At 69.4% G+C, this 23828-nt stretch carries 22 protein-coding genes, 1 pseudogene and 1 riboswitch; of the genes and pseudogenes, 12 read left to right on the forward strand and 11 right to left on the reverse strand.

The features are described from left to right. Position 1: 1 nt before the first annotated feature. A complete protein-coding gene (locus tag ACNQS7_RS16100; RefSeq protein WP_418013301.1) occupies positions 2-2161 on the forward strand; it encodes an AAA family ATPase in 2160 nt (719 codons plus the stop codon). A gap of 99 nt (positions 2162-2260) precedes the next feature. After that, positions 2261-6421, forward strand: a complete 4161-nt coding sequence (locus ACNQS7_RS16105) for a PE domain-containing protein (RefSeq protein ID WP_418013302.1) — start codon at positions 2261-2263, stop codon at positions 6419-6421. Between the two features lie 15 nt (positions 6422-6436). On the opposite strand, the gene ACNQS7_RS16110 is transcribed toward ACNQS7_RS16105, so the two are convergent. Continuing rightward, a complete protein-coding gene (locus tag ACNQS7_RS16110) occupies positions 6437-7078 on the reverse strand; it encodes an LON peptidase substrate-binding domain-containing protein (protein WP_418013303.1) in 642 nt (213 codons plus the stop codon). After that, complete coding sequence (locus ACNQS7_RS16115) at positions 7023-7682, reverse strand: TetR/AcrR family transcriptional regulator (RefSeq protein ID WP_418013304.1); 660 nt, start codon at positions 7680-7682, stop codon at positions 7023-7025. Before ACNQS7_RS16115 ends, ACNQS7_RS16110 begins: the two co-directional genes overlap by 56 nt. A gap of 21 nt (positions 7683-7703) precedes the next feature. On the opposite strand from ACNQS7_RS16115, the gene ACNQS7_RS16120 reads away from it, so the two are divergent. Beyond that, on the forward strand, positions 7704-8093 hold the full coding sequence (locus tag ACNQS7_RS16120; protein WP_418013305.1) for a hypothetical protein: 390 nt from the start codon (positions 7704-7706) through the stop codon (positions 8091-8093). On the opposite strand, the gene ACNQS7_RS16125 is transcribed toward ACNQS7_RS16120, so the two are convergent. The 4 genes from ACNQS7_RS16125 to ACNQS7_RS16140 are packed head-to-tail and all read right to left on the reverse strand — an operon-like array spanning position 8090 to position 10791. Beyond that, entirely contained in the window at positions 8090-9241 is a 1152-nt protein-coding gene (locus tag ACNQS7_RS16125; protein ID WP_310786566.1) for a glutamate--cysteine ligase, read from the reverse strand. The two genes, ACNQS7_RS16120 and ACNQS7_RS16125, sit on opposite strands and share 4 nt — an antisense overlap. Before the next feature lie 4 nt (positions 9242-9245). Continuing rightward, entirely contained in the window at positions 9246-9944 is a 699-nt protein-coding gene (gene sodC / locus ACNQS7_RS16130; RefSeq protein ID WP_418013306.1) for a superoxide dismutase[Cu-Zn], read from the reverse strand. A 38-nt stretch (positions 9945-9982) separates the two neighbouring features. Further along, entirely contained in the window at positions 9983-10456 is a 474-nt protein-coding gene (locus ACNQS7_RS16135) for a LytR C-terminal domain-containing protein (RefSeq protein WP_055576756.1), read from the reverse strand. A 26-nt stretch (positions 10457-10482) separates the two neighbouring features. Further along, positions 10483-10791 carry a DUF3263 domain-containing protein gene (locus tag ACNQS7_RS16140; RefSeq protein WP_055576750.1) on the reverse strand — a complete coding sequence of 103 codons (309 nt, stop codon included), beginning with the start codon at positions 10789-10791 and terminating at the stop codon, positions 10483-10485. A gap of 276 nt (positions 10792-11067) precedes the next feature. Here ACNQS7_RS16140 and ACNQS7_RS16145 point away from each other — a divergent pair, with 276 nt between their 5' ends. The 4 genes and pseudogenes from ACNQS7_RS16145 to ACNQS7_RS16160 all read left to right on the forward strand — a co-directional run bounded on the left by ACNQS7_RS16145 (position 11068) and on the right by ACNQS7_RS16160 (position 13610). Then, positions 11068-11664 carry a peptide deformylase gene (locus ACNQS7_RS16145; protein ID WP_418013307.1) on the forward strand — a complete coding sequence of 199 codons (597 nt, stop codon included), beginning with the start codon at positions 11068-11070 and terminating at the stop codon, positions 11662-11664. Continuing rightward, positions 11664-12239, forward strand: a pseudogene (locus ACNQS7_RS16150) (GNAT family N-acetyltransferase); the annotation flags it as partial. The gene ACNQS7_RS16145 and the pseudogene ACNQS7_RS16150, both read left to right, overlap by 1 nt. A gap of 59 nt (positions 12240-12298) precedes the next feature. After that, entirely contained in the window at positions 12299-13105 is an 807-nt protein-coding gene (locus ACNQS7_RS16155; RefSeq protein WP_418016020.1) for an exodeoxyribonuclease III, read from the forward strand. Positions 13106-13172: 67 nt separating this feature from the next. Further along, positions 13173-13610 (forward strand): hypothetical protein, encoded by a 438-nt coding sequence (locus ACNQS7_RS16160; RefSeq protein WP_310779440.1) that lies wholly within the window; start codon positions 13173-13175, stop codon positions 13608-13610. 20 nt (positions 13611-13630) lie between these two features. On the opposite strand, the gene ACNQS7_RS16165 is transcribed toward ACNQS7_RS16160, so the two are convergent. Beyond that, a complete protein-coding gene (locus tag ACNQS7_RS16165) occupies positions 13631-13822 on the reverse strand; it encodes an Rv1535 domain-containing protein (protein WP_418013308.1) in 192 nt (63 codons plus the stop codon). A 60-nt stretch (positions 13823-13882) separates the two neighbouring features. Here ACNQS7_RS16165 and ACNQS7_RS16170 point away from each other — a divergent pair, with 60 nt between their 5' ends. Beyond that, entirely contained in the window at positions 13883-14164 is a 282-nt protein-coding gene (locus ACNQS7_RS16170; RefSeq protein WP_418013309.1) for a hypothetical protein, read from the forward strand. Here ACNQS7_RS16170 and ACNQS7_RS16175 read toward each other — a convergent pair. From ACNQS7_RS16175 to ACNQS7_RS16185, 3 genes are all read right to left on the reverse strand, one after another. Then, positions 14161-16227 carry an ATP-binding SpoIIE family protein phosphatase gene (locus tag ACNQS7_RS16175; RefSeq protein ID WP_418013310.1) on the reverse strand — a complete coding sequence of 689 codons (2067 nt, stop codon included), beginning with the start codon at positions 16225-16227 and terminating at the stop codon, positions 14161-14163. The genes ACNQS7_RS16170 and ACNQS7_RS16175 overlap by 4 nt on opposite strands. Positions 16228-16280: 53 nt before the next feature. Further along, positions 16281-16631, reverse strand: coding sequence for an STAS domain-containing protein (locus ACNQS7_RS16180; protein WP_418013311.1), 351 nt, complete (start codon positions 16629-16631; stop codon positions 16281-16283). 102 nt (positions 16632-16733) lie between these two features. After that, entirely contained in the window at positions 16734-17426 is a 693-nt protein-coding gene (locus tag ACNQS7_RS16185) for a PAS and ANTAR domain-containing protein (protein WP_418013312.1), read from the reverse strand. Positions 17427-17549: 123 nt separating this feature from the next. Here ACNQS7_RS16185 and ACNQS7_RS16190 point away from each other — a divergent pair, with 123 nt between their 5' ends. The 4 genes from ACNQS7_RS16190 (at position 17550) to ACNQS7_RS16205 (ending at position 22309) form a co-directional block, all read left to right on the forward strand. Next, positions 17550-19061, forward strand: a complete 1512-nt coding sequence (locus ACNQS7_RS16190) for a PE family protein (protein WP_418013313.1) — start codon at positions 17550-17552, stop codon at positions 19059-19061. A 63-nt stretch (positions 19062-19124) separates the two neighbouring features. Further along, positions 19125-19234: riboswitch (TPP riboswitch) on the forward strand. Further along, on the forward strand, positions 19225-20850 hold the full coding sequence (gene thiC, locus ACNQS7_RS16195) for a phosphomethylpyrimidine synthase ThiC (RefSeq protein ID WP_418013314.1): 1626 nt from the start codon (positions 19225-19227) through the stop codon (positions 20848-20850). Its footprint overlaps the riboswitch before it by 10 nt. After that, positions 20847-21677, forward strand: a complete 831-nt coding sequence (thiD, locus tag ACNQS7_RS16200; RefSeq protein ID WP_418013315.1) for a bifunctional hydroxymethylpyrimidine kinase/phosphomethylpyrimidine kinase — start codon at positions 20847-20849, stop codon at positions 21675-21677. Before thiC ends, thiD begins: the two co-directional genes overlap by 4 nt. After that, positions 21674-22309 (forward strand): alpha/beta family hydrolase, encoded by a 636-nt coding sequence (locus ACNQS7_RS16205; protein ID WP_418013316.1) that lies wholly within the window; start codon positions 21674-21676, stop codon positions 22307-22309. Before thiD ends, ACNQS7_RS16205 begins: the two co-directional genes overlap by 4 nt. A gap of 24 nt (positions 22310-22333) precedes the next feature. Here ACNQS7_RS16205 and ACNQS7_RS16210 read toward each other — a convergent pair whose 3' ends face one another. After that, positions 22334-23797, reverse strand: coding sequence for a neutral zinc metallopeptidase (locus tag ACNQS7_RS16210; RefSeq protein WP_418013317.1), 1464 nt, complete (start codon positions 23795-23797; stop codon positions 22334-22336). Positions 23798-23828: the final 31 nt, after the last annotated feature.

A 23828-nucleotide genomic window follows, 5' to 3' on the forward strand; every position in this document is an offset into this window, starting at 1 on the left:
CGTGACCCGGCCCAATCACCTCACTCTCACCGCCCGGCTGAACACGTCCGCGGTCGACTCGCGCCGCGGCGTCGTGCGGCTGCACCCGAGCACCATCGTCGCCCTGGGCATCCGCGAGTGGGATGCGGTGTCGCTCACCGGATCCCGCACCACCGCGGCGGTGGCGGGCATGGCCAACGGCGACATCCCGATCGGCATCGTGTTGCTCGATGACGTCACGTTGTCCAACGCCGGCCTGCGGGAGGGCACCGAGGTCATCGTCAGCGCCGTCACCGTCTACGGGGCGCGCACGGTGACGCTGAGTGGTTCGACGCTGGCCACCCAGTCGCTGTCGTCGGCCACGCTGCGCCAGGCGCTGCTCGGCAAGGTGATGACGGTCGGGGACGCGGTGTCGCTGCTGCCGCGCGACCTGGGACCCGGCACGTCGACGTCGGCGGCCACCCGCGCGCTGGCCTCGTCGGTGGGGATCAGCTGGACATCCGAGTTGTTGACGGTCACCGGCATGGACCCCCAGGGACCGGTCAGCGTCCAGCCGAACACGCTGGTCAGCTGGGGTACCGCGGTGCCCGACTCGTCGCACGTCATTCCGGCCGTCGACGTCTCGACCCCGGAGATGCAGGTCGAAGAGCTCAAAGGGGCACAGCCGCAGGCGGCCAAGCTCACCGAGTGGCTCAAGCTCGCGCTCGACGAGCCGCACCTGCTGAAGACACTGGGAGCCGGCACCAATCTCGGTGTCCTGGTGTCGGGGCCGGCCGGTGTCGGCAAAGTGACCCTGGTCCGAGCGGTGTGCGCCGGACGCCGGTTGGTGCAGCTCGACGGCCCGGCCATCGGCGCGCTGGCCGCCGAGGACCGGCTGCGCGCGGTCTCGGCCGCCGTCACCAAGGCTTGCGACGGCGGTGGCGTGCTGCTGATCACCGACGTCGACGCCCTGCTACCGGAAACACCCGAACCGGTTGCCGCGCTAGTCCTCACCGAGTTGCGCAGGGCCGTGGCCACCAACGGCGTCGCGTTGATCGCCACCTCGGCGCGGCCGGACCAGATCGATGCCCGGCTGCGCTCACCGGAGCTGTGCGACCGTGAGCTGGGGTTGCCGTTGCCCGATGCCGGAACCCGCAAGGCGCTGCTGGAGGCACTGCTGAAGAAGGTGCCCACCACCGACCTCGACCTCGACGCGATCGCCGCCAGGACACCGGGATTCGTGGTCGCGGACCTGGCGGCGCTGATGCGCGAGGCGGCGCTGCGGGCGGCGTCGCGGGCCAGCACCGACGGTCAGCCACCCAAACTCAGCCAGGACGACCTGATCGGCGCGCTGTCGGTGATCAGGCCGCTGTCGCGGTCAGCCGGCGAAGAGGTCGTCGTCGGCAGCGTCACCCTGGCCGACGTCGGCGACATGGTCGAGGCCAAGCAGGCGCTCACCGAGGCGGTGCTGTGGCCGCTGCAGCACCCGGACACCTTCTCCCGCCTCGGGGTGGACCCGCCGCGCGGGGTGCTGCTCTACGGCCCGCCGGGCTGCGGCAAGACCTTCGTGGTCCGGGCGCTGGCCAGCACCGGACAGCTGAGCGTGCACGCCGTCAAAGGCTCTGAGCTGATGGACAAATGGGTCGGATCGTCGGAGAAGGCGGTGCGCGAATTGTTCCGGCGGGCCCGCGATTCGGCGCCGTCTCTGGTGTTCCTCGACGAGATCGACGCACTGGCGCCCCGGCGCGGGCAGAGCTTCGACTCGGGTGTCACCGACCGTGTGGTGGCCGCGCTGCTGACCGAACTCGACGGCATCGACCCGCTGCGTGACGTCGTCGTGCTGGGCGCCACGAACCGACCGGATCTGATCGACCCGGCTCTGCTGCGGCCCGGCCGGCTGGAACGGCTGGTGTTCGTCGAGCCGCCGGACGCCGATGCCCGTCGCGAAATCCTGCGCACCGCAGGCAAATCCATCCCGCTCAGCTCCGACGTCGACCTGGACGCGGTGGCCGCCGGGCTCGAAGGATACAGCGCCGCAGACTGTGTGGCGCTGCTGCGCGAGGCCGCCCTGACCGCGATGCGGCGTTCCATCGACGCCGCGGACGTCACAGCGGCCGACCTGGCCGCGGCCCGGGAAAAAGTGCGCCCGTCGCTGGATCCCTTGCAGATACAGTCACTGCGCGAATTCGCCAAAGTTCTCTAGCGAAGAAACGCTCTGCCGAACAGCTGCAGATCCATTCACTTTCGGGGTCCCGTGCCATATATTTAGCCGTTCGCTTCGCCCCAATGATGGGAGCCGCTGATGTCGACGTTCCTGATCGCAGCCCCGGAAGCTCTGGCAGCCGCGTCGGCCGATGTAAGCGGGATCGGGGAGGCGATCAGGAAGGCGACGGCGTCGTGGGCGCCGTCGACCACGACGGTCGCGGCGGCGGCCGCCGACGAGGTGTCGGCGGCGATCGCGCGGCTGTTCGGCAACTACGCGCAGGGCTTTGTGGCCCTCGACGCGCAGGCGGCCGCCTTCGAGCAGCTGCTGGCGCAGACGTTGAGCGCAAGTGCGGGTGCCTACGCCGGCGCGGAGGCCGTGAATCTGTCGGCACTGCAATCGGTGGATCTGCACGCCCTGGGCGAGAGCCTGCTGGCGCCGATCAATGGGCCCGTGCAGGCGTTGACCGGGCGCCCGTTGATCGGCAACGGCGCCAACGGCGCCCCCGGCACCGGGGCCGGCGGCGGGGCCGGCGGCTGGCTGCTCGGTGATGGCGGCGCCGGCGGTTCCGGAGCGGCCGGATTCGCCGGCGGGGCCGGCGGCCCGGCGGGGCTGATCGGTGCCGGCGGAGCCGGTGGGGCCGGCGGCTCCGGCGGTGGGACGGGCGGTGCCGGCGGAGCCGGCGGCTGGCTGCTGGGCACCGGTGGGGCCGGTGGCACCGGCGGGTTCGTGTTGAACGGGATCGGTGGCACCGGGGGTGCCGGCGGGGCCGGTGGGTTGTTGGGCGCTGGCGGTGCCGGCGGAACCGGCGGGCTTTCCGACCTTGGTACCGGCGGAGCCGGCGGAGCGGGCGGTGCCGGCGGCCTGCTGGGCGGTCTGGTCGGAGCCGGCGGTGGAGTCGGTGGGGTGGGCGGTGCCGGCGGAGCCGGCGGTGCCGGCGGAACCGGGGGCGCCGGGGGTCCGCTGTTCGGTGCCGGTGGAGCTGGAGGCACCGGCGGCCTGGGCCTGAACGGCGCCGGCGGTGCCGGCGGGACGGGTGGTGCGGCAGGCCCGCTGTTCGGTAACGGCGGGGCCGGCGGGAGCGGTGGCACCAGCTTTGCCGGCGCCGGCGGTGCCGGCGGGACGGGCGGGCACGCCGGTGTGTTGGGCTCCGGCGGGGCCGGCGGCGGCGGCGGCTCGACGTTCGATCTCGGCGGTGGCGCCGGTGGCCACGGCGGAGCCGGCGGGGATGCGGGCTGGTTCGGGTTCGGTGGAGTCGGTGGGGTCGGCGGGTTCGCTGCGGCCGGCAACGGTGGAGCCGGCGGCGGTGGCGGGGCCGGAGCACTGCTGGTCGGCAGCGGTGGGGCCGGCGGGGCCGGCGCTCAGGGTGCCCCGCTGTTCGCCGGTGGGGCCGGCGGGGCCGGCGGCAAGGCCGTGTTGCTGGGGCTGGGCGGGACCGGTGGGATCGGCGGACTCGGCACCACGGCGGGTGCCAACGGCGCGAGCGGCGCAAACGGGTTGCTGCTACCCGCGGCGGCGCTCAATGTGATCAACGCGCCGAGCGTGGCGCTGACCGGGCGCCCGCTGATCGGCAACGGCGCCCCGGGCGCGGCGGGCAGCGGCGCCGCCGGCGGCCCGGGTGGCTGGCTGTTGGGTGACGGCGGGGCCGGCGGGTCCGGCGCCAACGGCGTCCCCGGTGGTCCCGGCGGGGCGGCCGGACTGTTGGGCACCGGCGGTACCGGCGGCTCCGGCGGGTTCGGCGCCACCGGCGTCGGGCGGGCGGGCGGCCAGGGCGGCAACGGTGGCTTGTTCTTCGGCAACGGCGGGACAGGCGGGGCCGGCGGAATCGGCGCCGCGGCGGGAGTCGACGCCAACGGCGGAGGCGGCGGGGCCGGCGGGACCGGCGGCATCTTCGGCTCGGGCGGCGGCGGTGGCGCGGGCGGGATTGCCAGCCAGTTGGCTGGTGGTCTACGCGGCGGCGGCGGAGGCGCCGGCGGGGCCAGCGGGGCCCTGAGTGGCCTGGTCGGCGCCGTCGGCGGAGGCGGCGGCGTCGGTGGAGCCGGGGATGTCGGCGGTGCCGGCGGCCTCGGCGGCAACTCCGGCATCGCCGGCTCGGTGTTCGGCGGCGGCGCCGGCACGATCGGCGGCTCACTGATCGGCGCCGGGGGGGTCGGCGGCGACGGCGGCGCCGCCTTCTCAATCGCCGGCCCCGGAGGACTAGGCGGCGCGGGCGGCCAGTTTGCCGGCACCGGCGGCTCCGGCGGAGCCGGCGGATCCAGCCAGACCGGCGCCAGTGGCCTCGGCGGCCCCGGTGGCGTCGCCGGCGCGCTGGGGTCCGGCGGCGACGGCGGCTTCGGTGGCGCGGGGCACTTCGGCGGCCAAGGCGGGATCGGCGGCAACGCCACGCTGATCGGCGGCGGCGGCGCCGGGGGAACCGGCGGATTCTCCGTCGCGGGCCCCGGCGGAGCCGGCGGGCACGGCGGGGCCGGCGGGTCGCTGCTCGGCAACGGGGGTGCAGGCGGGTCCGGCGCGGAGGCCGCCCCCACCTTCAGCGGCGGCAATGGCGGCGCCGGCGGCAACGCGGTCGCGATCGGCGACGGCGGCAACGGCGGCAACGGCGGCTACTCCGCCACTCTCAATCTGCTCGGCCGTCCCGGCACCATCGGCACCGGCGGCTGGCTGATCGGCCACAACGGCATCCCCGGGCTACCGATGAGCCCCAACCTGCTCGTCAATGGCAGTTTCGAATTCGCCAGTCCCTCCACGACGGGCTTCAGCTCGGTCACCATCCCCGGCTGGACCGTCACCGGCACCCCGACCATCGTCCCTTACGGCACCCCACTCACCTACCCGTCACCGACCTCCACTCCGTTCCCGACGGTGCCCAACTTCCTGGGCCTGGGCTTCCCCGGCAACCCGGCCCCGGGTGCGGGCAACAACTTCGCCGGCGGCGGACCTGTGGCCACGTCGTCGATCAGTCAAACCGTCAATCTGGCAGCCGCAACCGCCAGCATCAATACCGGCACCGTCCCCTACACGTTGAGTGGACTGCTGGGCGGCTACCTGCTGGACCCGTCCTCGACCTCGGTGCAGGTCACCTTCCTCAACTCCAACGGGGTCGCGCTGGGCACCGGTTCGATCGGGCCGGTGTCGACGATTGACCGCCTGGGAATGACCGGGTTCCAGGCCCGCGATATCTCCGGCACCGTCCCGGTGGGTACCACCTCCGCGGTCGTCACCGCGACCTTCACCGACCGCAACCCGATCCTGGGCAACTACAACGGTGCCTTCGCCGACAACCTGTCGTTCACCGTCGGCGACCCGACCCTGGCCGCACCGGTGCTCACCGTCCCAACGTCGAACGTCGGCCAACTCGACCACGTCTACCTGATCTACATGGAGAACAAGGGCGCAGCCGACATCCTGGGCAGCGTCAACGCCCCCTACCTCAACAGCCTGATCAACACATACGGCTACGCGAACAACTACTACGCTCTGGGGCACCCCAGCGACCCGAACTACTTCCGGATCATGGGCGGGTCGGACTTCGGCCTGATCTACAACCCGGCCTCGCCCTCCATCAACGCACCCAGCCTGATGGAAGCCATGGACAACGCGGGCATCACGTGGGCGGGGTATGCGCAGGGCATGCCGTATCCGGGAGCCATCGTGTCCTCCGGGGAGTATGCCGTCGACGCGCTGCCCTTCGCCCAGTTCACCTACGTCTATAACAACTCCCCTGCCTATCTGCAGACGCATCTGCTCCCGCTGACCCAGCTGAGCATCGATCTGCAGAGCAGCGCGACCACGCCGAGATTCTCGTGGATCGCCGCCGACGGTTCCTACAACATGGAAGGCCCGGTCGATTTCCCGAACGGTGCGGCGAATTGGCTTGCCAGCCAGCTCACCAACCACCAGTACAACGTCGCGGCCGGCGACCAATTCCTGCAGCAGACGGTGTCCACGATCATGAACTCGAACAGCTGGAATACGGCGGGCCAGCGCGACGCCATCATCATCACGTTCGACGAGGACTACAACAACCTGTCGCTGGGCATCGGCAACCAGGGCAACCTGATCAACACCGTTATCATCCCCAACCAGGGCGCGGTGACCGTCGGGGGAATGCAATCCGGGCACTTCGTCACCAACACCCGCTACGACCACTACGGCCTGATGTCCACGCTCGAATATGCCTTGAGCCCGACGGCGGGAACACCTTTGACCACGCTGACCTACAACGACAAGTACGCCTTACCCTTGAACGACTTCTGGACGTGACAGCGCCCCGGACGATCACTCCGAGAGCTGAAACTCCACCACCGCGGTGACCGATTCCACCGCGTCGAGCAACGCGGCCAGCCGGTCGGCGGCAGCCGGCGCCGACAGCACGGCGTACCGGTCGGCCGGCCCCATCGGCACCCGAGATGCCAACGCGTACAACATCTTTGACAGGTCGGCGGCGCCCTCCGGGTAGTCGAACACCTCGTCACGGGCCGGCAGTGCCACGCCCTGCACGTCGGCGATCCGCTCGTACAACGCCCACACCCGGTCCTCGGCGTCCAGGTAGGCAGCAGGGGTCACCGGCGGCCCGGGCTCGTCGGGCCACACCTGCACCCGGGCCCGCGGGTAGGGATCGTCCGGGAGCCACTGCAGCACCTTGATGCGTTCGCCGATCCGGCACTGCAGTGCGTACCGGCCCCCGCCCGCGTCCACGTAGTCCTCGATCGTCGCCATGGTTCCGACGTCGGAGCGCGCGTCACCGCCGCCGACCTCGCGGCCACGCGAGATCAACACCACACCGAAGCGGGGGTCGGGGCTGTCGAGGCAGTCCCGCACCAGCGCGGTGTAACGAGGTTCGAAGATGCGCAGCGGCAGATCTTCATCCGGCAACAACGCCGATTCCAGTGGAAACATCGCCACGTCGATTGGGTCCATCCGCCTCATCCCCTTTCTTCCCATAACTATGCAGCAGCGCCCGCGCGGCGGCCTCGACATCGGCCTCCAGCCAATCCGGCAGCGGATCGTCGTGGGCGTGGCGGCGCACGACGGCGTAGGGCAGATCCGACACGGCGCGGTACACCGCGTCCAGGGCCCGCGGTTCGTCGGTGCCGTAGAGCTGATGACACAACTCGCGCATCCGTTGCGTCAGCGGCGCGTTCATCGCGGCCAGGGTCCCCCGGAAGTCCGTGTCGGATTGGCTGTCAACCAGGTCCGCGGGCCGGATCGTCAGCAACAGCCGGGCGTCGTCGGGAAGTTCGCGGGCAAAGCCGACGGCCGCCGAAGCCATTGCGGCGGCCTGCGCCAGGGGTGTGCCGCCGGCGGCGGCAAGCGCTCGCTGCTGGAACCGGTCCAATGCCCGTAGCCAGGCGGCGATCACCACGCCGTCCCGGTTGCCGAAGCGGTGATACAGCGTGCCGGCGGGGGCGCCGCTCGCCTTGGCTATCGCCGCGACGCTGGCCGCCCGCGGGCCGGCCGTGAGCACCAGCGCCCGCGTCGCATCCAGAATCGCGTCGGTTTCGTGCTTCCGCGGAGGTGCCACGATCTAGTATGATCCTTCCATATGAAACGATTACCCTATATCGATGAGCATGCTATCGCGATCCACGCCTCACCGGAGCAAACCTGGGCGGCGCTGTTGGCCAAGACCTGTCGCGACCCCGCCGACCCGAGTACGGTCCCCTTCGGCTTCACTCTGGAGGAAGCCACGCCGCCGCGCCGTCTCGCCCTCAAGGGCCGTCACCCGTTCGCGGCCTACCGCCTGGTCTACGAGCTGGATCCCGCTACCGACGGAGTTCGGTTGCGCGCCTTGACCTTCGCGGAGTTCCCCGGTCTGCGCGGCAGGGTGTATCGGGCGTTGGTCATCGGTAGTGGAGGGCACCGGATCGTGGTGCGTCACTTGCTCAGGCGCGTCGCCGGCGCTGTCCGGCCGGCTGCCGGGGCACTCGCCTAGATATCCAGCTCGGCCACGAGCGCGTCGACCACCGAGCGCAGGTCGCCGTCGTGCTCCTCAGCCACCCGCCGCTGCCGTTGGTAGGACCCACCGCGGCGCGGGATGTCGGCCACCGCCGCCAGTTCGTCAGAACACTTGAGCGACTTGGCAATCGGCTCCAGCCGGTTGAGCACGTCGTCGAGGTCCTCGGTGACCAGCCGCTCGTTGCTGTCGGCATCCAGGATGATCACGGCGTCCAGCCCATAGCGGGCGGCCCGCCATTTGTTCTCCTGCACATGCCAGGGCGGCATGGTCGGCAGCGGCTGGTCGGCCTCCAGCCGGCGGTCCAGGTCGACGATCAGACAGTGCGTCAACGCGACCAACGCACCCAGTTCCCGCAGGTTGGACACGCCGTCGCAGATCCGCACCTCGAGTGTGCCGAGATGCGGGGACGGCCTTATGTCCCAACGGACTTCGTCGACATGGTCGATGATGCCGGTTTTCTTCTGGTCGTAGACGAAGCCCTCGAACTCCGACCATTTCTGGAACTGGAACGGCAGCCCCGCGGTCGGCAGTTGCTGAAACATCATCGACCGGTTGCTCGCGTACCCGGTGTCCTCGCCGCCCCACCAGGGCGAGGAGGCCGACAGCGCCAGCAGATGCGGGTACTGGTTGAGCAGTGACGACATGATGGGCATGACCTTGTTGGCCGAGGAGATCCCGACATGTACGTGCACACCCCAGATCAGCATCTGCCTGCCCCACCACTGGGTGCGCTTGATCAGTTCGGCGTACCGTGGCGCGTCGGTGAGCTTCTGGCTGGACCATTGGGCGAAGGGATGGGTCCCGGCGCAGAACAACTCCATGCCGCGGTCGCGCACGATCCGGCGGGCCGGGCCCAGGGTGTCGCGCAGGTCGGCCATCGCCTCGGCGGCATTCTCGCAGATGCCACTGACCACCTCGACGGTGTTGCGCAGCAATTCCTTGTGTACGCGCGGGTTTTCGCCGATCTCGGCAATCACCGCGGTGGCCTCGTTGCTCAGGTCACGGGTCTGCGCGTCGACAAGCGCGAACTCCCACTCCACGCCGACGGTCGGCCGCGGCGAACGAGCGAAATCGATGTGGCTGCGGGCCCTGGAGGACGGCGGGAAGCCCGGACCGTTAACCAGACCCTTACCCGGACCCAATGACACCGCACGCCACCCGCTTGCCGGCGTCACCGGTTGTCATCGTCGTCTCGTCGGGACCGGGTGTCCCGTCGTTCTGCTTGTAGCGATCCGCCGGAATGTTGGCGAAGTTGTCCGCGCCCGCGTGGATGATGATCGCGGTCTTGGCGCCGGAGGTGAGGTCGTCCATGGTGAAGGCGTCCGTGGTGGTGACGAGCGTCCCAGAGCCGTCCTTGCGGACCTGCAACGGCGGCAGGTCGCCACTGGCGTGGCCGCTGGCTCCGGGCAGCTGCAGATGCCCGCCGGCGGACAGGAAGTCGCCGGGCGCGCCGCCGTTGGGAGCCACGGAGTTGGCCTCGCACTTGCCCACCTTGTGCAGGTGCATGCCGTGGAACCCGGGTGAGAGCACGCCGGTGCCCGTCGTCGCGACCGTCACGGTGGCGTAGCCGTTGGCGAACTCGAACTTCGCCGTGGCGATCTCTTTGCCGTCGGGACCCTTCAGGACGGTCATCAACATCTGGGCCGCCGCCCCCGCCTGAGGACTCGGCAACGCCTCCTGGTGGCCGGAGGTCGAGGGTGCCGGAGATCCGGTCCAGACCGACGGGGTGGTACCCGGCGTCGACGTCGGTTGCTGAGGCGACGAGCACGCGCTCACCAGAGCGACACACGTTACGGCTGCGACTTTCAAACCGGCAGGCTTAGGCATAGCGGAGAGCCTAGCGTGGCGAGCCTCCGGAATCAGCGTCAACCCATCACCAAAACGATGACGCCGGGCGGTTGGTCGGAAAGTGCCGAGATCCGCTTTTCCACCGGCGCTCCCAGCTTCTTGCCCACCGCGTCCGCGGTGGCCTTCTCGCTTTCTTCGCCGTAGTAGACGGTGGTGGCGGTGACGTCTGAAACCGAAAGGTTGGTCACCTCGGTGACCTTGAACCCGGCGGCCTTGAGCTCGTCGGCGGTGGTCTTGGCGATGCCTTCCTTCGACGAGATGTTGTAGACGCGCACCTCGGCCTCATTCGCCGCGGCCGGCTTGGCGCTGGTCGACGAGGACGGTGCCGTAGTGGCCGAGACGGTGCTCACCGGCGACGCCTCGTCGTCGGACTTTCCCGAGGAGTCCAGCGCCTGCCAGCCGAGCAGCAGGAATATGACGCCCAGGAACAACAGCACCATCACCATGGCCCGCAGGGGAAGCCCGGAAGAGTCCGGTACGCGCTCATTCATCGAGCCCACTGTAGCCCGGGAGCGTCTCAGGTCACCTCGAAGCCGAGCCGGCGTGCGGCGCGGGCCTTCTGACGGCTGGCGCGCAGTCGCCGCAGGCGCTTCACCAGCATCGGGTCGGCCGCCAACGCCTCCGGCCGGTCGACGAGCGCATTGAGCACTTGGTAGTAGCGCGTCGCCGACATCGAGAACAGCTCTTTGATCGCGTCTTCCTTCACGCCGGCGAACTTCCACCACTGACGTTCGAAGGCCAGGATGTCGTGTTCGCGCCGGGTCAACCCATCCGCGACCTCAGTGTTGTCCCCCGATCGATGTGCCCGCGCCATGGCGCTGTCCATATCGCTTCCCCTGGACCCTTCCGGCGAAAACTCGATTGACTCGAATGACCTGACCTAGATCGGGGGCATTCTCCGGCGATTATTGAAACACGCCGCTATCTGCTGAGCCGGAAACCAGACCCGCGAGTCGGCCGAGTTGCTTTGGAATACGCGACCTCTGCGGCCGGCAGGATGCCTGGCAGACGCGCTGGCCGGCCCGGCCTCCGTCGGTTTGGTCACACTTGCCGCGCGGCCCGTTCCGGGCCGCTGCGACCAGACGCCTTAAGCTAGCCGACCATGGCCGTCGTACCCATCCGCATCGTGGGCGATCCCGTCTTGCACAACCCGACGACGCCGATCCCGGTCGGCGCCGACGGGTCGCTTCCGGCCGACCTGCCGGCGCTGATCAAGGACATGTACGACACGATGGACGCCGCCCACGGCGTCGGTCTGGCGGCCAACCAGATCGGCTACGGGCTGCGGGTCTTCGTCTACGACTGCTCCGACGACCGCGGGCTGACCAACCGCCGCCGCGGAGTCGTCGTCAATCCGGTGCTGGAGACCTCCGAGATCCCCGAGACGATGCCGTCAGCCGGCCACGACGACGACGAGGGATGCCTGTCGGTTCCGGGCGAGTCCTTTCCCACCGGCCGCGCCGACTGGGCCCGGGTCAGCGGACTGGACGGCGAGGGCAAGCCGGTCTCCATCGAGGGCACCGGCCTGTTCGCCCGCATGCTGCAGCACGAGACCGGCCACCTGGACGGATTCCTCTACGTCGACTGCCTGATCGGCCGGCACGCCCGGGCCGCGAAACGGGCCATCAAATCGCACGGCTGGGGTGTTCCCGGCCTGTCCTGGCTGCCGGGCGAGGGACCCGACCCGTTCGGTCACTGATGGTCTCGTGGCCGGCCCTCGGCACGCGGGTGACGCTGCGCTACCGCCGACCCCCCGGGTCCGTCCCGCCGCTGACGGATGCGGTGGGGCGCCTGCTGACCACCGACCCGACGGTGCGGGTGCAGACGAAGTCCGGCGTGGTGGTCGACGTCGCCCCGGCCGACGTGACGGCGGTGCGCATCCTGACCCCCGCACCCGTCCGCACCGCCGACATCCGCAGTCTCGAGCGAGCCGCCGCTGCGGACTCACCGGGTGCCCAGCAACTCTGGCTGAGCGGCTGGCTGCTGCGCGCCCACGGCTCCACCCTGGCCAGTAATTCAGCTGTACCGCTTGATGTTTCGGCCCAATCTGGCACCGTACCGGAGATCTTCGATTGGTACGACGAGCGCGGCCTGACCCCGAGATTGCTGATCCCGGACCGCCTGCTGTCCCCGCCCGCCGGCCTGGAATGCGAACTCGTCGAACAGCTTCTGGTGCGCGAAACAGCGGCGCCCACACCGCAATACGTGTGCGTCCCGGACACCGAATCGACCGCCGCTGCGGAGGAACTGGGCTTCCGGCTGCACCACCGCCGCCGCTACTTCCACCGCCCCTGATCCTCGCCACCGATAGGAGACACCCCATGCCCGATCTGTTGCGGCTGGCCACCTGGAACGTCAACTCGATCCGCACCCGGCTCGATCGTGTCGTTGACTGGCTCGATCGCGCCGAGGTCGACGTGCTGGCCATGCAGGAGACCAAGTGCTCGGACACCCAATTCCCCGCGCTGCCATTGATCGAACGCGGCTACGAGGTGGCACACGTCGGTTTCAATCAGTGGAACGGCGTGGCGATCGCCTCCCGCGTCGGCCTCGAGGACGTGCAGGTCGGATTCGAAGGCCAACCCACCTGGAGCGGCAGGCCCGATGTGGCCGCCGCGTCCGAAGCCCGCGCCGTGGGCGCGACGTGCGGCGGTGTGCGGGTGTGGAGCCTGTACGTGCCCAACGGTCGCTCGCTCGACGATCCGCACTATTCCTACAAACTGGAATGGCTTGCCGCACTTCGTAACACGGCCGAGGGGTGGTTGCGCGCGGACCCGTCGGCCCCGATCGCACTGGTCGGGGACTGGAACATCGCGCCCACCGACGAGGACGTCTGGAGCACCGAGTTCTACCAGGGTTGCACCCACGTGTCCGAGCCCGAGCGGCAGGCGTTCAACGCGATCGTCGACGCCCAATTCACGGACGTGGTAAGGCCTTTCACGCCCGGGCCGGGGGTGTACACGTACTGGGACTACACCCAGCTGCGCTTCCCGAAGCGGCAGGGCATGCGGATCGATTTCATCCTCGGCTCACCGGCACTGGCTGCCCGGGTGGTGGACGCGCAGATCGTCCGGGAGGAGCGCAAAGGCAAAGCGCCCAGCGACCACGCACCGGTATTGGTCGATCTGCGAACCAGCTGAGAAATTCTGGTCATGTGAGTCTCATAGGGGTATACAAAGCAGAGAAAACCTAGGCCAGGGAGGCATCATGGGTGTCGTCGATCAAGCGGTGCGGGGCGTGGGACGAACGGTGAGTCGTGCCGCGACGGCGACAACGTCCGCCGCGGGTGCCGTGGGAGGCGCGGCCGTCAACGGCATCGTCGGCGGTGTCAAGGGCGCCGCCGAGGGCATCCAGCAGGGACTCAGCACCGGCAGCAAGTCGACTCCGGCCGCGGCCCTGGCCATCGGCGCGATCGGCGCGGCGGGTCTGGTCGAATGGCCGATCCTGCTGGCCGTCGGTGGCGGCGCGCTGTTGCTCCGCAGGCTGAGCCATCAGCCCGAGCCCCCGGCGCAGGCCGTGCAGCCGGCCAAGGCCAAGCTCGCGCCGGTACCCGACGAGCCGCCGGCCAAAAAAGCCCCCGCGAAGACTGCGAGGAAAACGGCGGGCCGCAGAGCCGGCACCAGCGACCTGCGCAGCACGAACTGACGAGGCGTCGATTCAGATAATCAACCGGTGGCCCGGCTGTACTCCGCCGAAGCGGACCGCGTGGCGACCAGTTGCCGAGGGCGCCGCTCGTTCGTTCGAACTTCCAGCACGCCAACGCGCCACAACAGCGCATAAAGTTCGGTTAGAGGCCCCCTCAGCAACACGGCGAACGACGCCGCTAACGGGTCGGTCGGGTGTTCTGTCGTCGTCATATCTCCGACGGTGACCGCATCAACCGGCAGGACGGCAAATCCGACGTTACCGAAAGGCAAATGATGGCGGAAAAGAAAGAACGCCGGCACACCCCACAACGCGAGGCGGTGGACAGAATCCGGGCGGGACACACCTTCGCGGTGAACCTGCCCATAGTGGGCAAGGTGAACGTTCCCCCACCCGAGCAGCTCGCCTATTTCGGCGGACTGATCGCCCTGACCGCCTTCGAGCTGATCGACTGGCCGGTGGCTCTGGTGATCGGCACCGGGCACCTGCTGGCCAGCAATCACCACAACCAGATTTTGGAGGAGATCGGCGAGGCCCTGGAAGAAGCCGACTAGGACGCGGAGCCGAAGCGCAGCGTCACCCGCGTTCCGCCGGTGGTGCGAACCGTCTCGACCTGGTCCGCCAAGCCGCTGATCAGAGTGAGCCCACGGCCACGTCGGCGACTGCGCCGGCTGGCCGACGAATCGCCAACCCAACGACCGGAGTCACTGACACTGATCGACACCGCGTCGCGCCGGAGAAAGGCCTCTATCGCCACCGTCTTGCGGGCCTCGCAGCCGCTCCCGTGCTCAATGGCGTTGGTGACGGCTTCGCCCACCGCCAGCAGAATTTCGTCTTGCCTGTGCAGGCCGGTTGTCGCCAGCCAATCCCGCAGCCGTGCGCGCACGGCGGGAACATACTTCGCCATGGCCGGCACGACCGTAGCGAAGCTACGGCTACCGGCGTGGCGGGGACGCACCGCGAGCACCACCACATCGTCGCGGTAGCCGCCAGGGGGCGTCATCCGGTGCAGCAGTTCGGCGCACACGGATTCGACAGGCAGATCCGCGCACTCGGCGGCCGCGGCCTTGAGCCGGTCGAATCCGCTGTCGAGCGTCTCGCCCGCCCGTTCGATCAGTCCGTCGGTATACAGCAGGACCAGGCTCCCCGGCGGCAGATCAGCGGTCGCGGTCACCGGCGCGCCGTCGGAGGCGCTGGTCGCCACCGGGGACCGGCGCCCCTCTTCCAGGTAGACCGGACCCTGTTCCGGCAGCACCAGCAACGGGTAGGGATGCCCGGCACAGAGATAGCTGATGCGGGCCGGTTCAACGCTGGTGTCGATGGCTGCGTAGGCGACCGTCGCGCAACGTGCACCGGCCACGGTCAGCGCATACCGGTCCAGGGCGCCCAGCACGCTGGCCGGGTCATACGCCGTCAGCGCAGACACGGTGACCGCGGCGCGCAACCTGCTCATCACGATCGCGGCGGGCAGGCCGTGGCCCACCACGTCGCCCACCGAGACACCTATCCGGTCGGGGTGATCGAGCCCGGTGGCTGAGAACCAGTCACCGCCGACCCTGATCGCCTCCCCCGCCGGCTGGTAGACGGCCGCGACCACCGCCGCGGTCGACCCGCGATCCAGGTCCAGCAGGTGTTCCTGGAAGTCGACGGCGATGCGGTGTTCCCGCGCGGCCAACCGGATGCGGTCCAGGGCCGACGCGGTGATATCGGCGGTCCGGGCGAACAACTCGAGTTCGGAGTCTGTGAACCGCCGGGTTTGCGGCCACAGCAGGGTGAGCACGCCGACCACGCGACCGCTGCCGGCCCGCAACGGTTGCGCCACGCAGGCCCGGACACTGCCAGCCGTGTCGTTCACCGCGTGGCTGTACCGCGCCGGCAGCTCGAGCGTGTCCGGGATGACCATCCGCCGGCCGGTTGCGATGACGTCGACGCCCACCAGCGGGCTGTCCAACCCGGCAACGTGGTAGCGGTCTCGCAGTTCGGCCGGTAAGGCCCCGGCGAATTCGAACTGAAGGTGATCCTCACCGTCGACGATCACGCCGATCGCCGCGGCGGGGGCATCGCCGCTGGCAAACGGAGAGCGCAGTATTGCCTCGAGGAGACCCGCGACCGAGCCTGCTCCCTGCACGGCGGCGTCCAGCTTCATCAGGCCTGCGGATTGCTCGGCGCGCTCACGCGCTGCCGGGCCGCCCGGGTCGGCGATAGCGGTGGCGGCCGCCATCACCGCACTGACCGCCCCGTCGCTGCCGAGCACCGGGTTCACCGCGAACATGTAGTCCCTCGGAGTCGATTCGCTCACCACCGGCAGCATCAGCCCGTGCGACCAGGTCGCGACGCCGGTCGACAGGACCCCGGTGAGTATCGGGCCGATCTCATCCCAGTTGTCCCACCACAGCTCCCGGGCGGTCCGGCCGAGCGCGCCCGGGTTTTTGTCCCCCAGCAGGGACAGGTACGCGTCGTTGTGCCAGACGAACAGCTCCGGTGCCCGCAGAAACACGATCGTGGGAGACCGCGAGGTCAGAGTGTTGGCGACCGTGGTCCGAATCTCGGCCGCCCAGCCCCGCGGCGGCCCGAGCGGATGCGCCGCCCAGTCGAAGTCGGCGAACTTCCGCCCCATCTCGCCACCAAGCCTGACCGCGGTCGTGAGGTCAGCCGGTAGCGGATGCGGGTTCATCGTTGCAACGCGTCAGACACTGTCGGAAAGATCGCGAAGATGCGGTCCAACTCGGTCACCCTGATCGGCTGCAGCACCTGCGGATGGTCAGCCACCAGCCGGACGGCCGTCCCGGCGGCCCGGCCTGCGTCATGGCAGTCGAGCATCGCATTCAACCCGGCGCTGCCGAAGAAGTTCACTCCCTGCAAGTCAACGATGACCAGGCGCCGGGGGTGTGTGGTGGCGACGTCGAGCGCGGCGACCAACTGATCGCGCAGGTAGTCCGCGGTGCTGGAGTCCACGTCGCCCGTGACGAGCACCATTACCGCCTCCCCGCCCGACTCATACGCGACCTCCAGCAAATCCATTACGTACCCGCCTAAAATGTGTCAGATTTCGGCCGGTGGTCAGGGTGCGGATGCCCGAATCCGCCACCTTGCCCGTCCCAGATATTGGGAGCCTAACCCGGCTCAGCGTCCGGATTCCTCGGGGATGCGCTCGTGCACCGTCAGCAACAAGTGGTCGAACTGGCTCTGCGCGACCGTGGACGGGTGGTCCAGCGAGCTGACCTCATCGAGCAACTGCTTGGCCAGTTCGCGCAGTTTGGTGTTCGTCTCCTGTGAACGCCACTGCAGCACCCGGAAGGCCTGCTCGGAACTCACCCGGTAGACGTACATCAGCACGCCCTTGGCCTGCTCGATCGCCGCCCGGTTCTCGAACAGGTCCGGCAGGGCGTCGTCGAGAACCTCCTGACGCGCCTCGTCGAAGCTGTTGGTGAGGTCGATGTAATGACCGGCGGTGCCCAGCACGGCGCCGTTGTCGTCCAGCATCCGGTCGGCCACCACGATGGCGTCGTGCACGGTGCCTCCGGTGTCGATGAACCGGTGCCGGCTCGAGAACGGCTCGCCCGAACGCAGCGCATAATCCAGCAGATCCTGCACGTGAGCGCGGTCGGCCGGATGCTTGTGCGACATCAGCAGCTTCGTCGTGGGCTCCACCGATCCCGGCTCATAACCGTGCATCCGGGCCATCTCATCCGACCACTCCCAGCGCTGCCCGACGAACCAGAAGCGGAAGCTGCCGATGTTCAGGTAGGGCCGGGCCCCGGCCGGCAGCACGGGACTGGTCGACTGCTCACGACCATCGTCCTGCACATCGGCCATCATCCCATTACGCGCGGACGACGGCCACTTCGCCGTGCGGCCTTCATCGTCTCGCGATGTGCTGACCAGCGCGTTCAATGATTGCGCAGGAAGTGCGCAACACCTGCCCGAGACAGTGTCCGCATGTCGTATGTGATCGCAGCCCCCGAATTCATGGCAGCGGCGGCAACGGACCTGGCGAACATTGCCTCCACCATAAGCAGTGTCAACACCGCGGCCTCGGTCGGGACCAGGACGGTCCTGGCTGCCGGAGCCGACGAGATATCGGAGGCCATCGCCGCGTTGTTCGACAGCCATGCCCAGGCCTACCAGGCGGTCAGCACCCAGGCGGCCGCCTTTCACGCCCAATTCGTGCAGGCCCTCAACGCCGGCGCCGGAGCCTACGCAAGTGCGGAGTCCGCCAACGTCGGCCAGGTCGTCCTCGACGCGATCAACGCGCCCGCCCGGATGCTGCTGGGCCGGCCCCTGATCGGCGACGGCAGGAACGCGACGACACCGGGCGGTGCCGGCGAACCGGGCGGCCTGCTGTTCGGCAACGGCGGCAATGGCGCGGAGGGCGCGCCCGGCCAGCAAGGTGGCGCAGGTGGAAGCGGCGGGCTGATCGGCAACGGAGGCGCAGGCGGCACCGGCGGGGCCCTCGCCCCGGGTGGCGGCGGCGGCCTTGGCGGCTTCCTCTTCGGCAACGGCGGGACGGGCGGGACGGGTGGAGCCGGGAGTGCGACCGTCTCGGGCGGCTACGGCGGCACGGGCGGCGGTTGCGGGCTGTTCGGCAACGGCGGTGCCGGCGGAATGGGCGGTGCCGGCTCCTCCGGCGGCCACGGCGGCACCGGCGGCGTAGGTGGATGGGGCGGCGCGCTGTACGGCAACGGCGGTGACGGCGGCGTTGGCGGGGCGGGCGCCGCCGGGCAGGTGCCAGGACTGGGCGGCACCGGCGGGGCCGGCGGAACCACCTTCCTCTTCGGCAACGGCGGCGCCGGCGGCGCTGGCGGAGTGGGTGGCGACGGGGCGACCAATGGCGGCCTCGGCGGAAGCGGTGGCGATGCCGGCCGCGGCGGAATCCTGTTCGGTGACGGCGGGGCCGGCGGAGCCGGCGGGACCGGCGGGCTGGCGACCGCCGGTACGGGAGGCAGCGGCGGACACGGGGGCAACGGCGGGTTGAGCGGGCAGATCGGCAACGGCGGAGCGGGTGGCGCGGGCGGCAACGGAACGTCCGCCACGGCCGCCCAGCACGCTGGTGGAACCGGCGGTGCCGGGGGTTACGGCGGTGACGCGAAGCTGTTCGGCAACGGCGGCGCGGGCGGCGCCGGTGGGTTCGCCGGCGATGGCAGCCAGTTCGGAGGAGTCGGCGGCGCCGGTGGCGGTGGCGGCAACGGCGGACACAGTGGACTGCTGGGCGGCGGCGGCCCCGGCGGGATAGGCAGAACCGGCGGCAAAGGCCTCTTCGGCGGGACCGGTGGCGACGGCGGTGAGGGTGGCGATTCCATCGGCTTCATCGGCGACGGCGGCAACGGGGGTGGCGGCGGCGCCGGCGGCGCGACCATAGCGCCGGGTTCGGGTCAGGCCGGCCCCGACGGCAGGGGCGGCAACGGCGGCGGCAGAGGCTCGCTGTTCGGCACTCCCGGGACACACGGCTGAGCCCCTGCCCATCCGCCCCGCCCTGCGCTAGCGTGGGAGGAGCCCGGCGAGCTGGGCAAGCCCAATAAATCACGCGGGAGCGCAACCCTCATGCGCTGAGAGGACGGCTGGGGCCGTCGACCGTACGAACCTGACCGGGTAATGCCGGCGTAGGGAGATAGAGATGACTGTCACCATCGAACCGTCCGTCACCACCGGCCCCATTGCGGGCAGCAGCAAGGTGTACCGCGAGCTGGACGGGATGCGCGTCCCCTTCCGGCGCGTGCACCTGTCCACCGGCGACCATTTCGACCTGTACGACACGTCCGGGCCCTATACCGACTCGGACGCCGTCATCGACCTGGCCGCCGGCCTGCCGGCCCGGCCCGGTGTGGTCCGTGACCGTGGCACCCAGTTGCAGCGGGCCCGCGCCGGGGAGATCACCGCGGAGATGGCGTTCATCGCCGCGCGCGAAGGCATGCCCGCCGAACTGGTGCGCGACGAGGTCGCGATCGGACGTGCCGTCATTCCGGCCAACCACAACCACCCCGAGAGCGAGCCGATGATCATCGGCAAGGCGTTCGCGGTCAAGGTGAACGCCAACATCGGCAACTCGGCCGTCACATCCTCGATCGCCGAAGAGGTCGACAAGATGGTGTGGGCCACTCGCTGGGGCGCCGACACCATCATGGACCTGTCCACCGGCAAGAACATCCACGAGACCCGCGAGTGGATCCTGCGCAACTCCCCGGTGCCGGTCGGCACCGTCCCCATCTACCAGGCGCTGGAGAAGGTCAACGGCGACCCCACCGAACTGACCTGGGAGCTGTACCGGGACACCGTGATCGAGCAGTGCGAGCAGGGTGTGGACTACATGACCGTGCACGCCGGGGTGCTGCTGCGCTACGTCCCGCTGACCGCCAAGCGCGTCACCGGCATCGTGTCGCGGGGCGGCTCCATCATGGCCGCCTGGTGCCTGGCGCATCACCGGGAGTCGTTCCTGTACACCAACTTCGAGGAACTCTGCGACATCCTGGCTCAGTACGACGTCACCTTCTCACTGGGAGACGGATTGCGGCCGGGCTCGATCGCCGACGCCAATGACGCCGCGCAGTTCGCCGAGCTGCGCACCTTGGGCGAGCTGACCAAGATCGCGAAATCCCATGGCGTGCAGGTGATGATCGAAGGACCCGGACACGTCCCGATGCACAAGATCGTCGAGAACGTGCGGCTGGAAGAAGAGCTCTGCGAAGAGGCTCCCTTTTACACGCTCGGCCCGCTGGCCACCGACATCGCACCGGCCTATGACCACATCACGTCGGCGATCGGCGCGGCCATCATCGCTCAGGCCGGCACCGCGATGCTGTGCTACGTCACTCCCAAGGAGCACCTCGGCCTGCCCGACCGCAAGGACGTCAAGGACGGCGTCATCGCCTACAAGATCGCCGCGCACGCAGGCGATCTGGCCAAGGGCCACCCGCATGCACAGGACCGCGACAATGCGTTGTCGCAGGCGCGTTTCGAGTTCCGCTGGAACGACCAGTTCGCGCTGTCGCTGGACCCCGACACCGCGCGGGAGTACCACGACGAGACGCTGCCGGCGGAGCCTGCCAAGACGGCTCACTTCTGCTCGATGTGCGGGCCGAAGTTCTGCTCGATGCGCATCACGCAGGATGTACGGGATTTTGCCGCCAAACACGGCCTGGAGACCGAGGAAGACGTCGAGGCGATGCTGGCCAGCGGCATGGCCGAGAAGTCCCGTGAGTTCGCCGAGCACGGCAACCGGGTGTATCTCCCCCTCACGCAGTGAGTTTCCTGCCGCTTCCGGCGCCCGGAACGACGCCGCTGCGGGTGCTGACCATCGCCGGATCAGACTCCGGCGGTGGTGCCGGCATCCAGGCCGACATGCGCACCATCGCGCTGCTCGGCGTCCATGCCTGCGTCGCCGTCACCGCCGTCACGGTGCAGAACACATTGGGCGTCAAGAGCTTTCACGAGATTCCCGACGACGTGGTGGCCGGGCAGATCGAAGCGGTGGTCACCGACATCGGCATCCAGGCCGCCAAGACCGGGATGCTGGCATCCGCGTCCATCATCGAGGCGGTGGCACGCACCTGGCGCGGGCTCGACCTGACTGTGCCGCTGGTCGTCGACCCCGTGTGCGCGTCCATGCACGGGGACCCGCTGCTTGCCGCTTCGGCACTGGATTCGCTTCGTAGCCAACTATTTCCGATGGCGACCCTGGTGACACCCAATCTGGACGAAGTGAAGCTGCTGGTCGGTATCGATGTCGTCGACACCGACACCCAACGCGCCGCCGCCGAAGCCCTGCACGCTCTGGGCCCGCGTTGGGCGCTGGTCAAGGGCGGACACCTGCGCTCGTCGCAGCGCAGCAGCGACCTGCTCTACGACGGCACGGACTTCTACGAGTTCGATGCTCAGCGACTCCCCACCGGCGACGACCACGGCGGCGGCGACACACTGGCAGCGGCGACGGCGTGTGCGCTGGCCCATGGATACCAGGTGCCTGACGCGGTCGCTTTCGGAAAGCGCTGGGTCACCGAGTGTCTGCGCGCCGCCTATCCACTGGGCGGCGGCCACGGCCCGGTGTCCCCACTGTTCAGGCTCGCTCAATGAACCTCGAGGACATTGCCGGCATCGCGCACGAACCGGCGGGCATCCCGCAGGGCGTCGCGGTGCTGACACACGGCGCCGGAGGCAACCGTGATTCCGCTCTGCTGCAACGCATTTGCGACGAGTGGGCACGCCGGGGCTGGCTGGCGGTGCGTTACAACCTGCCCTACCGGCGACGACGGCCGAAGGGCCCCCCGTCGGGCTCCGCCATCGCCGACCAGGCGGGCGTCGTCGAAGCGATCGAATTGTGCCGCACGCTGGCGGACGGACCACTGATCGCCGGGGGACACTCCTACGGCGGCCGGCAGACCTCGATGGTGGTGGCCGCCCTGGAGGTCCCGGTGGACGAGCTGACGCTCTTCTCCTACCCGCTCCATCCGCCGGGCAAGCCGGAGCGCCGGCGCACCGAGCACCTGCCCCGCATCACCGTGCCGACGGTCTTCACCCATGGCACCTCGGACCCGTTCGGCACCATCAGCGAATTGCGCGACGCCGCGGCGCTGATCGCCGCACGCACCGAGGTCGTCGAAATCACCGGCGCGCGGCACGATCTGGGCTCGAAGACTCTCGACGTCCCCGCCCTGGCCGTCGATGCGGCGCTGCGCCTGCTGCCTCCGGCAGCCGGAAAATCCTGACCCGCCTGACCCGGAGCCGGGAGATCAGCCCGGGTAGCGGGAGTAGCACCCGTCCATCTCGCCACCCACGCCAGACCGGAACGCGGCGATACGGGTGAATCCGGCGGGGACGCTGATGCCGTCTGCGTCACTGGCGACCATGTGGTTGGTCAGGAGTCCCGCGACGGCTTCGTCCAGGTCACCGGCCGTCAGCACCAGGGAGTTGCCGGAGGGCAGCTCGATGTTCTCGGCCATCTTGCGGTGTGCGACGCCGGTGAGGCACGCCGTGCGCAGCGCGGTCCACGGGCTCTGCATCGCCAGCCCACGCTCGTGCTGCACCGCGAGCGCGTACCGCGACATGACGATCGACAGCGCGGTGTCGTCACCCTGCGGCAGGCTGTGTTCCTTCTCGCCGGCGACCTTGCCCATGGTCGCCAGTGCGGGCAGGTCCACGTTGATCGTGTTGGTGGCCGGGCAGTAGGACGCCGGCGGACTGGGCTTGGCATCCGAGCAGCCGCCCGCCTTGAGGACCAGCGTGGGCGGGCTCTTCGGCGAGAAGATCTTGCCCATCAACTCCATCAGCGTCTTCAGCGTGTCCTCGGTGATCTGCACTTCGCCGGTCTCCGGGTCCCCGCCGGTGTCGACCCGCAGTGTGGTCGGCAGATCGCCTCGCCGCTGCTCCACCTCGGCCTTGTTGATCCCCGCGCACGCGGAGGTGCCGGTGATAAAGCCCATCTGGAAGGCGCTGACCCGGTCGAGAGCCGAACCGTGCTCGTCGTCGTTCTGGGAGTCGGCGTCCATCACCGGGTCGCGCGTCGTGATGATGCCGGCCAGCACGTGGTCAAGTCCGTCCGCGGTGCTGATGTTGAAGCGCGGCGACTTACCGGCGGCCACGTTGTACATGTACACCCCGGCGAAACAGTCGGCCTGCTGCTCACGCACGATGGTGGGGTCTTTGCGGGTGACCAGCTTGGCCATGGTCTGCAGGGCGTGCCCGAATTCGTGGGCCAGCACGCCGTTCACCGACATGTCGCCGAAGTATTTCTGCGCGACTGCCATGAAAACGCCACGGTCCCAGGCGATCATGTTGCACCGGGAGGTGTAGAAGGCGTTGACCAGATCGTAGGTCTCGTTGTGACAGACGATCGGGCTGTTCGGGTCGTTGGAGTCATAAGACACCAACTTGTCGACGGGTTTGAACGAGCCCTGCAAGGGTGCGGTGTAGTTGTTCTTCCAGAATTCCTCGATGTCGTTGACCGACAGCAGTGACAACTTGTCGATGGGCCCGTTGTTGGTGTTGAGCACGGTGCCCGTCGGCGCCGGCCCGTTCGGCTTGACTCCGCTGGGTCCGTCGGTGGCCGGCAGCCCACCCACCCGGAACGGATCGTTGAGTACCGACACGGCGCGTCCGGTGACTATGGTGGTACAGCCCGCCACCACCAACACCGCAGCCAGACCAGCCGTCAGGGCGCGTGACGACGCGACCACCCTGCGCGAGCGCAACTTCATTCGATCAACCCCGTCCCGAGCCTGCACCAAA

It is taken from the genome of Mycobacterium sp. 23, assembly GCF_048287075.1.
Lineage (GTDB): Bacteria > Actinomycetota > Actinomycetes > Mycobacteriales > Mycobacteriaceae > Mycobacterium > Mycobacterium gordonae_B.